Below are 12,653 nucleotides of genomic sequence, written 5' to 3' on the forward strand. Positions count from 1 at the left end.
GCCGCACCCCGCCGGGTGCGGCCACCCGGATTCGCGGTGGGGAACACCCCTCCACCCGCCCGCGGTACCGGTCGCGTCGGCGCCTTCGGCGGCCGCGCTCCTCCCCCGCGGCGCCCTCCGGCTTCTCGGCCGCCGCCCGGACGCCACTGCCCGCGGCCCGCGGCAGGGCAGGGACGCGGGGACGTGCCCGGACTGATCGGCCGGACCATGACGGCGCTCGGCGAGCGCCCGTAGGGGCTGTCCTTCCGGTGCTTCGCCGGCCGCACACGCTCCACTGAAGGCTCGTAGCGGTCTCTCGCCACCCCCAAAATCCGTTTATCGTTCCGGCATGTTCGATTCGCGGCACATCAGGACCTTCCACGAGGTGGTCCGCACCGGTTCGTACTCGGCGGCGGCCCGCTCCCTGGGGTACACACAGCCCGCGATCACCCAGCAGATGAAAGCGCTGGAACGGGTCGTGGGCACTCCGCTGTTCCTGCGAGCCGGCCGGCGGATGCGGCTCACCGAGGCGGGCGAGGCCCTGTCCCGGCACGCCGGTGTGATCCTGGGCAGCATGGAGGCCGCCCAGCGGCAGATGACGGCGCTGACCCGGCTGCGCGCGGGGCGGGTGCGGGTGTGCGCGTTCCCCAGCGCCGGGGCCACGCTGGTGCCGGAGGCGCTGGCACGGCTGGCGGCGGAGCATCCCGGAATCCGGGTCGAACTGCAGGAGAGCGAGCCGCCGGAGTCGCTGGACCGCGTGGTGCGCGGCGAGTGCGACATCACCCTGGCCTTCACCTACCCCGGTCTGCGCGAGCAGGTGCCCGGCGAACTGGTGGAGGTGCCGCTGCTGGAGGACCAGCTCACCGTGCTGATGCCCACCGGGCATCCGATGGCGCGGCGGCGGGCGGTCCGGCTGGCGGAGCTGGCGGACGAGCGGTGGATCGCCGGCTGCCTGCGCTGCCGCGCCAACTTCCTGCACGAGTGCGCCGAGCTGGGTTTCGCCCCCGACATCGTCTTCACCACCGACGACAACCTCGTGGTGCAGAGCCTGGTCGCCGAAGGGCTGGGCATCGCCATGATGCCGGGGCTGGTGCTGTCCTTCCTGGTCCACCGCAAGGTCACCGGGCGCGCCCTGGACCCGGCCGCCCGGCGGCAGGTCTCGGCGTACGTGCTCCGCGAGCATCTGCGGATACCGGCCACCGCGCTGGTGCTCCAGGAACTGCGGGCGGTGGCGGCGAACCGCGCCGGCTGCTGAGGACGGCCGTCGGGCGGCCCGCTCCGCGGCTCTCCATAAGCAGATTTTGGGGAGCATCGAAGAAACCCTCGTTGGACGTGATGGATGGTCGGGCGCGACGCTGCGGACATGGCCGCTTCACTCTCCTCCACCGCGCATCCCGACACCCGCCCGGCCACCCGTACCGCCGGCCCGCGGACGACCGACCGCCTCGCCGCCCTCGTCGCGGACATCCGCGCGGCCGTGGGCCGGGGTCTGCCGCCGGACCCGACCGCGTATCTGGTCGGCGAGAAGCTGGCACCCCACCTGGGCGCCCCCGACCTGCTCACCCCCCGGCAGTGCGAGGGCGATCCCGAGCGCTACCGCCAGCACCTGCTGCACGCCGAGGCGGACGGGAGTTTCTCGGTCGTGGCCCTCGTCTGGCTGCCGGGTCAGCGCACCTCCGTGCACGACCACGTCTCCTGGTGCGTCACCGGAGTCCACGAGGGCGAGGAGCGGGAGCGCCGCTACCGGCTGCTGCCCGCCGACTCCCCCGGCGGCCGGGCACGGCTGGTGGCCACCGAGGACGTGGTGAACCCACGGGGTTCGGTGTGCGGCTTCGCGCCCCCCGGCGACATCCACCGGGTCTGGAACGGCGGCCCGGGCAAGGCCGTCTCCCTCCACGTCTACGGCGCCGACGTCTCCCGTCTGGGCAGCAGTGTCCGCCGGGTCTACGACCTGCCCGCCGACCTGCCCGCCGACCGCTGATGGCACTGCTCGGACAGCGGCCGGGACGGCACACCGGAGAGCACGACGGCGGGCGGCTCCCCGCGCGTCCGGCCGGGCCGGGGCTCCGGCGCCGGGAGGCGCCGGGCCCGCTGCCCGGTCTCGCCCTCGCCGCGGGCGGCACCGCGCTGGCCTGGGCCGCGCACCGGCTGCTGCCGGGGGTACCGATGCTGACCGCGGCGGTCGTACTGGGCGTCGCCGCCGCCCATCTGCCGGGGACGGGCCGCCTCGTCTCCGGCGCCGGCCGGCCCGGGCTCTCCCTGGCCGGGAAGCGGCTGATGCGCGTCGGTGTGGTGCTGCTGGGCCTGGAGCTGAGTCTGGGCGACGTGCTGGGGCTGGGCTGGGCGACCGTCGGCATGGTGCTGGCGGTGGTGGCCTCGACCTTCTCCGGCACCCTGTGGCTGGGCCGCCGGCTCGGGTTGCGCGGGGACCAGCCGCTGCTGGTCGCCACCGGCTACTCGATCTGCGGGGCCTCCGCGATCGGCGCGGTCGGCGAGGCGCGCGGCAGCGACGAGCGGGACACCGCCGCCTCCGTGGCGCTGGTGACCCTGTGCGGCACACTGGCCGTCTTCGTCCTGCCGCTGCTGCACCACCCCCTCGGTCTGGACGACCCTCAGTTCGGGCGCTGGGTCGGCGCCGGTGTGCACGACGTGGGCCAGGTGGTGGCGGCCGCGCAGACCGCGGGCGGGACGGCGCTGGGCGAGGCGGTGCTGGTGAAGCTGATGCGGGTACTGCTGCTGGCCCCGCTGGTGGCGGCGGTGGCCGTCTCGGCGGTGCGGCGCGCGGGCCGGGACGGGGGAACGGGCGGAGGGCGGCCCCCGCTGGTTCCGCTGTTCGTGGCCGGATTCCTGGCGGCGGTGGCCGTACGCACCACCGGGGCCGTCCCGGCCGGCGCGCTGGAGGCCACCGCCGCGGTCCGGGAGTTCGTCCTGGCCGCCGCGCTCGTCGGCCTGGGCAGCGCCGTGCACCTGCCCTCCCTGGCGCGAACCGGCGTACGGCTGGCCGTGCTCGGGGCCTGCTCGTGGGTGGTCGTCGCCGGGGCCTCCTATACGGGCGTACTGCTCACCTCCTGAGGCTCGCGAGCCGCCATCCGACTTCCCCGGCGCCCATGAAGGGGCGGCCGCCGGGGAAGTCGGGTGACAGCGGACACCCCGGCAAGGAGGGTGCGAGATGCCCAATATCGAACCGAACCCCGTGAACCCTGTCAGCGATGCCTGGAACACGGTGGCCAGTTACTCCTCCTACGCGGAGGCGCAGACCGCCGTGGACCGCCTCTCCGACGAGAGGTTCCCCGTGGAGCAGATCGACGTCGTCGGCTCCGACCTGCGCCTGGTCGAGCACGTCACCGGGCGGATGACCAAGGGCCGGGCGGCCGGCATGGGGGCCGCCAGCGGCGCCTGGTTCGGTCTGTTCATCGGCCTGCTGGTGGGTCTGTTCACCACCGGCGGGGCCTGGCTCGGGCTGATCCTCGGCGGCCTCGTCATCGGCGCGCTGTGGGGGGCCGTCTTCGGGTTCGTCGGCCACGCCGCGACCGGCGGGCGGCGCGACTTCTCCTCCACCCAGTCCCTGGCCGCCGCCCGCTACGACGTCGTCGTGCGCGGCGGGCACGCGGACCGGGCACGGGGCATCCTCCAGCGCGAGGGGCTGTCGGGCACGGCATGACCACGGCGCGGGCGCCGTCCGTGCGGTCGGGAGGCTCCGGCCCTCCCCCGCTCGCTCCCGGCCGCCGGCCGCACGGCCGCGGTCTGGGCCGCGGTGTAGCAGCGCCCGCTCCGCCGCCGTCCACGCCGTGGTCGTGGCCAGGTGGAGCCCGGCCGCCACGGCGGCGATCACCGCGAACAGGGCGGGGTGCACAAGCCCCTGCGGGCCGAGAACGCCGCCGTCCGCGAGCGCGTCGGCGTAGACCCCGCCCAGCCGGGCCTCGCCCGGCCGGTCCTCCAGCAGCCCGTTGGGTTCGCCGTCCACCCGCTCCGCCGTGAACAGCCGGTACATCACGGGGAAGACGGGCAGTCGCGCCGGCGTCGGCAGGCAGCCGGCCGCAGGTCACACCCCCTCCCGCGTGCGGTTCCAGCAGGGCCCGCCGCAGCCGCTCGGGGTCCGCCCCGGAGCGGTTCCGGGGTTCCGGGAGGGCTCCCCCGCGACCTCGCCGGGTGGCGCGGGTCTCCCCGGCCCGGGGCATGACCGACACCGCCACGGGTAGCCGCCCGCTGGTCCGCAGCCGCGCCGCGGCCGGACGTTCCCGCAGCGGGTGCGCCCGGATCACGGGTACGGAGGCGGGCGCGATCGGTACGTGAAACGATCTGGGCGCGGCGAACGGCCGCACCACGGGTCGCTCACGGCACCCGTGACACGAGAGGAAGGATCCGCACCATGGCGACCACCGCGACCCGGACCGAACACCCGCCGATCTACGAAGGCCTGCTGGAAGAGCTCGGGGACGTCCCCACCGAGACACGCGAGGCGGCCGAGCGAATACTGCGAGAGACCCGCCAGGTCCTGGACTGGAGAGAACTGGGCGAGGCACCGAGCCGACCCGAATGACCCCGGGCCGCCAGGCCCGCCCCCGGGGACGGGCCGGGCGGTGCCGTCAGGCGGTGGCCGGGAGCGGCACCAGGAAGAACTCCCGGCCGTCGCGCCCGACCACGCGCACCGGGTTCGAGGGCAGCGCGTCGAAGACGGCCGCCGCCACGGTCTCCGGTGCGTCCTCGGCGGTGACGGGCGGCCCGAGAGCCGCCCGGATCGCCTTCCGGGACGTGGGCGAGGGGGACCTGCGTCCGGCGAGCTCGGCGCACTCGTCGATCTGCTCGTCGCTCAGGTCCGGACCGTATCCCCTGCGGCGTGCCTCGGCGGCCACCACGGTGGCCAGTGCCGCACGGTTGTGATCGCGGCAGATGTCCCCGGGCGTCCCCGCGGGGTGGAAGTGACGGGCGGTTCCGATCGAGGTCGAGGACAACGCGGCCTCCGTGCGCGGATGGAAGAGCGGGGATGAACGGGACTCCCCGGCGGGCGGAAGAGGGGCGCCTTCCACGGTACGGCCGTGCCCAGGCGGCTCCCGGTCCCGGAGCGCTCCCGGGAGGAGGGGAAGGCCCCGGTCGAGACGGGGGAGAACTCGACCGGGGCCGGTTGCGAGGCGGATGCCCGGACGGCGGCGCCCGGGGGAAGAGGCGCTTTCCGCGTCCGCCGGCACCCACATCTGATTCAACCGTAAACCATTTTGGGACATCCCAGCACGCCGGGCCCCGCCCTCGCGTTTCCGCGCGGTTTCCCGAAGCGTTCCCCGGGTGGCCGGACGACGGTCGGGTAACGGAACACCATGAGGACAAACCGCCCCATCTCTCACATACTCCGGGGGCGGCGGGCGACCCTGCTCTGGGCCGTCCTGCTCGCCCTCGCCACCGCCCTCCTCACACCCGCCGGCGGCGCCCGGGCGGCCACCGGCCTCGACGAGGTCGCGACCGCCCTGCGGGACGATCCCGTCTACGTCGACCCGGCCGCCTCCGACAAACTCTCGGAGTCCGAAGCCGACCGGCTCGCCGAGCAGATCCGGGCCGGCGACGTCCCCGTCTACATCGCCGTCCTTCCCGCCGACTCCTCCTACGGGGGCGACGCCGTCTTCGACCGGCTGCGCTCGGAAGTGGGACGCCCCGGCGTGTACGGCGTCGCACTGGGCTCGCAGTTCGGTGCGGCCTCGGACGCCGATGTGCTGGCCGGCTCGGCCGCCGGCGAGCTGGCCCGGCAGAACCTGCGGGAGCACTCCGGCGAACCGGAGCGGATCCTCGGCGGCTTCGTCACCGACGTGCAGTCGGCCGCGCGCACCGACGGCGGCACGGGCGGCGCCGGCGTCCTGGTGGGCTTCCTGGCCGTGCTGGCGGTGCTCTCGGCCGGCGGTCTGTTCCTGGCACGGCGCTCGCGCGAGCGGCGGCGGGAGGAGGAGCGGGCCGAACTGGAACAGGTGCGGGCGGCGGTCCAGGAGGACATCACCTCCTACGGCGAAACCCTGGACCGGCTGGACTTCTCCCCCTCCGCCCCCGGCGTCACCCCGGAGATGCTCGACGACTACCGGCGGGCCCTGGACGCGTACGAGAAGGCCAAGGACGCCTCCGACGCGGCCCGCCGCCCCGACGACGTGCGGACGGTGTCCGAGGCGCTGGAGGACGGCCGGTTCGCCCTGGCGGTGCTGGACGCCCGGCGGGAGGGGCGGGAGCTGCCCCAGCGGCGGCCGCCGTGCTTCTTCGATCCCCGGCACGGGCCGTCGGTGCGCGATACGGAGTGGGCGCCCCCGGGCGGATCGCCCCGCGAGGTGCCGGTCTGCGCGGCCGACGCCGCCCGGCTCGACGACGGCCTGGACCCGGCGGTGCGGACCGTGCCGACGGCGACCGGCGAGCGGGTGCCCTACTGGGACGCGGGCCCGGCCTACGGTCCGTGGATGGGCGGCTACTACGGCGGCTACGGCTCGATGCTGCTGCCGGGTCTGCTCTTCGGAACGGTCCTGGGCAGCAGCCTGGGCGGCTGGGGTTACGGCTACGGTCCCGGCTGGGGCGAGGGCGGCGAAGGCTTCGGCGGAGGCTTCGGCGGCGGGGGCGACTTCGGCGGAGGCTTCGGCGGCGGGGGTTTCGGGGGCGGTTTCGGCGGGGGCGACTTCTGAGCTCCCCGGCCGGCTCTCCGGACCCCGGGCGGGCCCTTCTCCGGGCCCGCCCGGGGTCTCATGCCGCGACGGACACGGCGAGGATCCCGGCGCACCAGGCCGGCGCCTGACAGGGCGCACCGCCGACCGGCTGCCCCGGCAGCAGCCCCGCAGCGATTCGATCAGCGGGGTGACCGGCTGGTTCCCGGCGAAACCGCGGAGCCAGTCCGGCATGCTGTCCAGGGGGGCGAAGGCGCTGCTCGGGCCGGCGCACCGCGCTCGCACACGGGGCCCGCTCCCACCGGGAGGTGCTGCACCGCGGCCTGTGGATGCTCCGAGTCCCGATCAGCTCGCCGCCCATCACGCCCGACTCGGTGGCCTGGACGGAGCGGGGCCTGACCTGTCTGCGCGGCACCGGGCCGGACGAGGGCGAGAAGGCGCGGATCACCCTGCTGGTCAGCGGCTTCGTACGGCGTCGAGGCGCTGGTGCGGGCGCGGAACGCGCCGGGCCGCTGACACGCGGCGGCGTCAGCGGCCCGGGGAGTCAGTGCGGCTGGGCGTCCAGCCAGACGGCGGTGTCCGGTCGCAGCGTCCGCCCGTCGCACGGGCCGCTGGCCAGCAGCGGCCCGGCCGCGGACGGCGGCAGGGGCAGCGGGGTGCCGGAGAGGTTGACCCGGCACTCCAGGGCCCCCTTGCGGAAGGCCAGCTCACCGTCACGGGCGGGCAGCCAGGTGAAACTCTCGTCCCCGGTGAAGGAGCGGCGGGTCTTCAGGGCCGCCCGGTACAGCTCCAGGAAGGAATCCGGCCGTCCGGTCTGGGCCTCGACCGAGTACTCGCCCCAGCCGTCGGGCTGCGGCAGCCAGCTCCCGCCCGGGCCGAATCCGCAGGACGGGCCCGAGCGCTCCCAGGGCAGCGGTACGCGGCAGCCGTCGCGGCCCTTGCGGGCGTTCCCGGTCCGCTCCCACATCGGGTCGCGCAGCGCCTCGCGCGGCAGGTCGGCCACCTCGGGCAGGCCCAGTTCCTCGCCCTGGTAGAGGTAGGCGGTGCCGGGCAGCGCCAGGGTGAGCAGGGCGGCGGCGCGGGCCCGGCGGCGGCCCGTCTTCTCGTCGGCGGCCGGCTCACGGCCGTCCGACATCAGCCAGGCGACGGTGTCGGCACCGGAGGGCAGGGCGTGGCGGCTGAGGTGGCGCACCACGTCGTGGTTGGACAGCACCCAGGTGGGCAGCGAGCCGACCGAGCGGGCGCCCTCCAGCGAGGAGTCGATGACCTCACGGTAGGCGTCGGCGTCCCAGGGGCAGCGCAGATAGGGGAAGTTGAAAGCCTGGTGGAGTTCGTCGGGCCGGGTGTACAGCGGCAGCCGCGCCTGGCTGACGCCCGCCTCGGCGACGGCGATCCGGGGCGGGGTGTACTCGTCGAGGATCTTCCGCCAGGCCCGGTGGATGTCGTGGACCTCGTCACGGTCCCAGAAGGGGTGGTCGTGCCCCTCGGGCGGCGCGTTGAGGGGGGCGGAGTCCGATCCGTTGGTGTCGCGCAGCGGCGGGGCGAGGTCCTTGCGCATGCCGTGGGCCACGTCGATGCGGAAACCGTCGACGCCCAGGTCCAGCCAGAACCGCAGGATGCTCTCGAACTCGGCGACGACCTCGGGGTTCTCCCAGTTCAGGTCGGGCTGCTCGGCGGCGAAGATGTGCATGTACCACTGGCCGTCCGGCACCCGGGTCCACACCCCGCCACCGAACTTGGACTGCCAGTCCGAGGGCGGTTCGCCGCCGTCCGGGCCCCGGCCGTCCATGAAGACGAAGCGGTCGCGGGCGGGTGAGCCTGGTGGGGAGGCCAGCGCCTCGGCGAACCAGGGGTGCTCGCCGGAGCAGTGGTTGGGGACGATGTCGACGATGACCTTCAGCCCCAGGGCGTGGGCCCTGACCAGAAGCTCGCGGAAGTCGTCCAGGGTGCCGTGACGGGGATCGACGTCGCGGTAGTCGCTGACGTCGTAGCCGCCGTCCGCCCAGGGCGAGCGGTAGAAGGGGGTCAGCCACACCGCGTCCGCGCCCAGCTCGGCGACATGGCCGAGGCGGTCGGTGACCCCCTTCAGGTCGCCCATGCCGTCCCCGTCGGCGTCGGCGAAGCTGGGCACGTATATCTGGTAGACGACGGACTCCCGCCACCAGTCGGCGTCGCCACCTCGGGGCGTGCTCTGTATCACGGCTGCCTCTCGGGTCCTTTTTGCAAGACAGGCCGAATTATTGGGTCGGGACTCGGTTCACGGTCAAGAAATGCCCGCGATACGAGCACGTGACATATGCCATGTCAGGCGATGTCCGGACTCCTGTCCCCGGTCCTCCCACCACCGTCACGCGGTTCGCCCCCAAAGGGCCGGGTAACCGTCCTCACACCGTCCGTGCCCCCACAACTCCGGGCCGTACAAGGAGAGACATGTCCGCAGCACAGCAGGGTGACGGCCTGGCGAACTGGGCCACCGGCCTGATGGAGACCCTCGGTGCCCCGGGGGCGGGCCTGGCCATCGCCCTGGAGAACCTCTTCCCCCCGCTGCCGAGCGAGGTGATCCTGCCGCTGGCCGGGTTCGCCGCCGGCCGCGGCGACATCAGCCTCTTCGGCGCCCTGCTGTGGACCACGATCGGCTCGGTGGCCGGGGCGTTCCTCCTGTACTGGGCGGGCGCGCTCCTGGGCCGGGAGCGGACCCTGGCCATCGCGGGGAGGATCCCGCTGCTGAAGCCGTCGGACATCGAGCGGACCGAGGCGTGGTTCTCCAGACACGGCACCAAGGCGGTCTTCTTCGGGCGGATGGTCCCGGTCTTCCGCAGCCTGATCTCCATCCCCGCCGGCGTCGAGCGCATGCCCGCGACGACGTTCCTGACCCTGACCGCGCTCGGCAGCCTGCTGTGGAACACCCTCTTCGTGCTGACCGGGTACGCGCTCGGGGAGAACTGGCACGCCGTGTCGGACTACGTCTCGATGTACTCGAAGGCCGTGGTGGCCGTCATCGTCGCGGCCGTCGTGGTGTTCGTCGCCGTCCGTACGGTGCGGCACCGCCGCGGTGGCCGGTAGGGCGCCTCAGGTGCGCCCCTTCCTCTCCCGGGCCTCCTCCGGGACGGGTTCGCCCGTCATCCACCCGGCCCGCAGCACCGTGAGACCGGCCGCCTCGTAGGCGTCGCCGTGCCAGGCTCAGCAGCAGTTCGGGCTTGGCAACGCGGGCCGGCCGGCGGTCCCGCCCGCCGCGCGTCGGCAGCGGTCCGTCCGGCAGACCGTGCCGGGTCAGCCACCGGAGGGTGTCGTGGCGCACCGCACCGGCCGTCCGGTCACATAGGCGATCTCGTGCCCCCCGGCGGCGGCCAGGGCCGGCTCGACGCCCTCGGCCAGCGGTGGGCCGTCGGGGCGGCGGCGAAGAAGGCCTCCCAGCCGCGGCGTCCGCCGAGGAGGTGCAGGCGGTGACGGACGTCGGCGAGCGTTCCGTCCAGGTCGAACGCCGCCAGAGAGCGGGACGCCATCGGTCACCTCCGGGTGCGGTACGGCCATGCGGCCCGCACCATGCTCCCACCGTGCTCGCGCTCGCCGCTCACGGCCCGCGGCCGGCCGCGGGCCGTCCACCCACCAGCGCAGCGCCTCCGTGGCCAGTTCGGGCGGCACCTCGTGACCGCCGCCGAACTCCCGGCAGGTGACCGCGTAACCGGACCGCACCAGTTCCGGGACGAGGCGCCGACTGCACGTGCCGACCGGCGGGACGGGATCGTCCCGGCCGTGGGAGACGAAGATCCGGGGATGTCCGTGGCGGACCATCGGTGCCATGAACCCCGGCGAGAAGGCCGGCGCCGCACCGAACAGGTCTCCGTTGGCCGGCCCCAGCGAGAGCGCGTAGGAGGCCCCGTCGGAGAATCCCGCCACCCCCGCCGGGTTCACGGGGAAGCGCCGGAAGACGACGTGCAGCGCGGCGTCCAGTCGGGCCACATCCGGGCCGTGGCCGCCACCGACGACATCCCAGGTGGAGTCGGCCGCCTGGGGCGCGAGCAGCAGCCGGCCGGACCCGGCTCCTCCAGGCGGTGCGTGCCCGGCCCCTCGTCCGCGGCGCCGGGCAGGGGGCCGGAGGGCGGCGGGACGAGGGGCCGGGCGACGTGTCCTCCCCGACCTCCGGACGGGGGCGGGACCGTTCCGGCCCCGGCGCGCCGCCGCCTCCGTCCGGCCCTGCCACGCCCGTTCCCCTCTCCCGCGGGATCCCGGCGCCGTGGTACCCACGGCGGCACGGCGCATGCCCGTGTCACCCGAGGGTACGCACCCCACATGAACGACAAAAAGGACACAAACGGGAAGCCGGACAGGAACGCGGTCGGGAGCACGCCGTCGAAGTGGACACCGGACGACGACAAGGTCCGGGAGATCCGGGAGGCCGAGCGCGAGCGCGGCGAGACCCGCCCCTTCGACTACCCCTACGGCGAGCGCCGGGCCAATGTGCGGGCCAGGCGACACATCAGCCGGGAGGAGGCCGACGCGGACATGCCGCCGGGCCTCTCCGGGAGCTACGGCACCACAGGTGGCGGACAGCCCGCGGGCCCCGCGCGCACCCGGCCGGGCAGGTCCGTCGTGGGCGAGGATCCGGCCGGGACCGTCGACCGGGACGACGCGGCCGGGGAGAAAGGTACCGGGGGGAAGAGGGCCGGCGAGGGGCCCCGGAAGGCCGGTGGGGAGGACGCCGGACGCGGGTGACGCCGCCGGGCGGAATCCCGCCGCCGCACTCCTCGGGCCGCGCGGCCGGCCGTTTCGCCCGGATCCGCCGGGCACGCGGCCCGCATGAACCTCTCCCGCCCCCGCCGGACAGCACCTTTCCCTGCCCGCCCGGGGCTACGCCTGGCCGCCCGACCGTACGCGCCGCGCCGCGGGCCGGCCCTTCCCGAACCGGTGAAGAGCACCCTGTTCGGGCACGGCGCGGTGCACACCCTCGACGGTGAGGCGCACCGTGTGCTGAAGGTGATGTTCCTGTCGCTGCTGAAGTCCCCGCAGGACATCGCCGGCCTGGTCGCCCACGCCACCGGGGGCGCGCGTCAGCTCCTCCGCGTCCCACGACCGAGGCGCACCGCGGGCACAGCCGCTGCACTCGGTCGGCCGCACCGCCGGACTCGGGGATGACGTCGGTCCACGTCACATGCGGGAAGCGGTCGAGCCGTGAGCGGCTGAGGGACAGCCCGCACACGGTCTGGTTCATGCCCTGCTCCCGGGTGTGCATCTCACCCACGGGCGGCCGGACGTTGTCCTCCTCGTCGGTCCACCGGCCCGACGCGGCCACGGCGCATCGCTTGCGTACTGGCACGGGGTACGGGTTTCCCCGGGGACCGCTCCCACACCCTCTCCCCGCGGTTTCCGCGGCTCCCGGGCCCCGCCTGTGGTACGGCGGGCCTGTCTCAGCCGGGGTCCGCCGCCGGTTCCTCCCGGCGGTGGAGCCTGCCGCCCGCGCGGAACTCGTGGATGGCGTGTCCCTGCTCACCCGCGGTCTGCATCACCTGCTCCCAGCCGAGCGCGCGGTTCCCCGTGGCGAACAGCGGACCGCTCCCGCGGTCGCCGACCAGCGTGCGCAGCAGTCCGGCCGCCCGCTCGCTGATGGTCCCCTCGTCCTCGGACACCGTTCTGCCGCAGACTCCGGTCACCCGCCCCGCCCGCAGATCCACGTCCCGGATTTCCAGGGAGAGCAGGTCCAGCACCCGCAGATCCCCTTCCCACAGCAACAGCCACAGGGCCCGGTGCGCCATGTCGATGGAGTCGTCGGCGAGCAGTTGCTCGAGCCGTTCGGCGGTGATGCGTTCGTCCGTGAGTGTCATGGCCCGGCAGTATTCCGGCCGGACACGCCCGCGGGTAGGGGTAGGAAGGATCCTTCCTGTGGAGATCGTCCCGCGGAACGTCCGGGCCGTCGCCGGCCGCGGGTTTGCGGGGGGGGGGGGGGGCCGGGGGGGGGGCCCCCCCCCGCGGGGCATGACGGCCAACTCCTTCACCTCCGTCTCGCTCGCCCCCCCGCTGGTCCTGGTCTGCGTCGGCAAGGACGCGGTCATGCAC

General features: G+C 74.7%; 12 protein-coding genes and 4 pseudogenes. 11 read left to right on the plus strand and 5 right to left on the minus strand.

The features are described 5' to 3' along the window. Positions 1-328 precede the first annotated feature (328 nt). The 5 genes from AC2CJA_RS16690 (at position 329) to AC2CJA_RS16710 (ending at position 4,519) form a co-directional block, all read left to right on the plus strand. On the plus strand, positions 329-1,234 hold the full coding sequence (locus AC2CJA_RS16690) for a LysR family transcriptional regulator (protein ID WP_484603490.1): 906 nt from the start codon (positions 329-331) through the stop codon (positions 1,232-1,234). Positions 1,235-1,342: 108 nt separating this feature from the next. Next, positions 1,343-1,960 carry a cysteine dioxygenase family protein gene (locus tag AC2CJA_RS16695; protein WP_484603491.1) on the plus strand — a complete coding sequence of 206 codons (618 nt, stop codon included), beginning with the start codon at positions 1,343-1,345 and terminating at the stop codon, positions 1,958-1,960. Beyond that, entirely contained in the window at positions 1,960-3,051 is a 1,092-nt protein-coding gene (locus tag AC2CJA_RS16700) for a YeiH family protein (protein ID WP_484603492.1), read from the plus strand. The genes AC2CJA_RS16695 and AC2CJA_RS16700 overlap by 1 nt, the downstream gene beginning before the upstream one ends. A gap of 97 nt (positions 3,052-3,148) precedes the next feature. After that, positions 3,149-3,640, plus strand: a complete 492-nt coding sequence (locus AC2CJA_RS16705) for a YflT domain-containing protein (RefSeq protein ID WP_484603493.1) — start codon at positions 3,149-3,151, stop codon at positions 3,638-3,640. A gap of 708 nt (positions 3,641-4,348) precedes the next feature. Beyond that, entirely contained in the window at positions 4,349-4,519 is a 171-nt protein-coding gene (locus tag AC2CJA_RS16710; RefSeq protein WP_484603494.1) for a hypothetical protein, read from the plus strand. A gap of 46 nt (positions 4,520-4,565) precedes the next feature. Here AC2CJA_RS16710 and AC2CJA_RS16715 read toward each other — a convergent pair whose 3' ends face one another. After that, positions 4,566-4,931: a hypothetical protein gene (locus tag AC2CJA_RS16715; protein ID WP_484603495.1), complete on the minus strand. Its 366-nt coding sequence runs from the start codon at positions 4,929-4,931 to the stop codon at positions 4,566-4,568. A 360-nt stretch (positions 4,932-5,291) separates the two neighbouring features. Between AC2CJA_RS16715 and AC2CJA_RS16720 the strand changes: the two genes are divergently transcribed. Then, a complete protein-coding gene (locus tag AC2CJA_RS16720; RefSeq protein ID WP_484603496.1) occupies positions 5,292-6,623 on the plus strand; it encodes a hypothetical protein in 1,332 nt (443 codons plus the stop codon). A 260-nt stretch (positions 6,624-6,883) separates the two neighbouring features. Beyond that, positions 6,884-7,060: pseudogene (locus AC2CJA_RS16725) on the plus strand (TetR/AcrR family transcriptional regulator); the annotation flags it as partial. An 86-nt stretch (positions 7,061-7,146) separates the two neighbouring features. Here AC2CJA_RS16725 and AC2CJA_RS16730 read toward each other — a convergent pair. Next, a complete protein-coding gene (locus AC2CJA_RS16730; protein ID WP_484603497.1) occupies positions 7,147-8,802 on the minus strand; it encodes a glycoside hydrolase family 13 protein in 1,656 nt (551 codons plus the stop codon). Between the two features lie 230 nt (positions 8,803-9,032). Here AC2CJA_RS16730 and AC2CJA_RS16735 point away from each other — a divergent pair, with 230 nt between their 5' ends. After that, a complete protein-coding gene (locus AC2CJA_RS16735; RefSeq protein WP_484603498.1) occupies positions 9,033-9,665 on the plus strand; it encodes a DedA family protein in 633 nt (210 codons plus the stop codon). 6 nt (positions 9,666-9,671) lie between these two features. Here AC2CJA_RS16735 and AC2CJA_RS16740 read toward each other — a convergent pair. After that, positions 9,672-10,105 (minus strand): annotated as a pseudogene (locus AC2CJA_RS16740) (HAD family hydrolase). A 787-nt stretch (positions 10,106-10,892) separates the two neighbouring features. Between AC2CJA_RS16740 and AC2CJA_RS16745 the strand changes: the two are divergent. After that, the gene (locus AC2CJA_RS16745; protein WP_484603499.1) at positions 10,893-11,315 is read left to right on the plus strand and encodes a hypothetical protein; all 423 of its coding nucleotides are present in this window, start codon (positions 10,893-10,895) and stop codon (positions 11,313-11,315) included. 192 nt (positions 11,316-11,507) lie between these two features. After that, positions 11,508-11,735, plus strand: coding sequence for a hypothetical protein (locus AC2CJA_RS16750; protein ID WP_484603500.1), 228 nt, complete (start codon positions 11,508-11,510; stop codon positions 11,733-11,735). Here AC2CJA_RS16750 and AC2CJA_RS16755 read toward each other — a convergent pair. Together AC2CJA_RS16755 and AC2CJA_RS16760 are read right to left on the minus strand one after the other, a co-directional pair. After that, a pseudogene (locus AC2CJA_RS16755) lies at positions 11,632-11,892 on the minus strand (hypothetical protein); the annotation flags it as partial. The gene AC2CJA_RS16750 and the pseudogene AC2CJA_RS16755 sit on opposite strands and share 104 nt — an antisense overlap. Before the next feature lie 115 nt (positions 11,893-12,007). Continuing rightward, positions 12,008-12,421, minus strand: a complete 414-nt coding sequence (locus tag AC2CJA_RS16760) for a site-specific integrase (protein ID WP_484603501.1) — start codon at positions 12,419-12,421, stop codon at positions 12,008-12,010. Positions 12,422-12,551: 130 nt separating this feature from the next. On the opposite strand from AC2CJA_RS16760, the pseudogene AC2CJA_RS16765 reads away from it, so the two are divergent. After that, a pseudogene (locus AC2CJA_RS16765) lies at positions 12,552-12,653 on the plus strand (flavin reductase family protein); the annotation flags it as partial.

The organism is Streptomyces sp. ATLC9 (assembly GCF_057196705.1).

Excerpts from the sequence above, each read along its gene's own strand:
- AC2CJA_RS16705 (WP_484603493.1), top strand. The coding sequence starts at position 3,149 with ATGCCCAATATCGAACCGAACCCCGTGAACCCTGTCAGCGATGCCTGG.
- AC2CJA_RS16760 (WP_484603501.1), bottom strand. The coding sequence starts at position 12,421 with ATGACACTCACGGACGAACGCATCACCGCCGAACGGCTCGAGCAACTG.
- AC2CJA_RS16735 (WP_484603498.1), top strand. The coding sequence starts at position 9,033 with ATGTCCGCAGCACAGCAGGGTGACGGCCTGGCGAACTGGGCCACCGGC.
- AC2CJA_RS16700 (WP_484603492.1), top strand. The coding sequence starts at position 1,960 with ATGGCACTGCTCGGACAGCGGCCGGGACGGCACACCGGAGAGCACGAC.
- AC2CJA_RS16695 (WP_484603491.1), top strand. The coding sequence starts at position 1,343 with ATGGCCGCTTCACTCTCCTCCACCGCGCATCCCGACACCCGCCCGGCC.
- AC2CJA_RS16710 (WP_484603494.1), top strand. The coding sequence starts at position 4,349 with ATGGCGACCACCGCGACCCGGACCGAACACCCGCCGATCTACGAAGGC.
- AC2CJA_RS16720 (WP_484603496.1), top strand. The coding sequence starts at position 5,292 with ATGAGGACAAACCGCCCCATCTCTCACATACTCCGGGGGCGGCGGGCG.
- AC2CJA_RS16690 (WP_484603490.1), top strand. The coding sequence starts at position 329 with ATGTTCGATTCGCGGCACATCAGGACCTTCCACGAGGTGGTCCGCACC.
- AC2CJA_RS16745 (WP_484603499.1), top strand. The coding sequence starts at position 10,893 with ATGAACGACAAAAAGGACACAAACGGGAAGCCGGACAGGAACGCGGTC.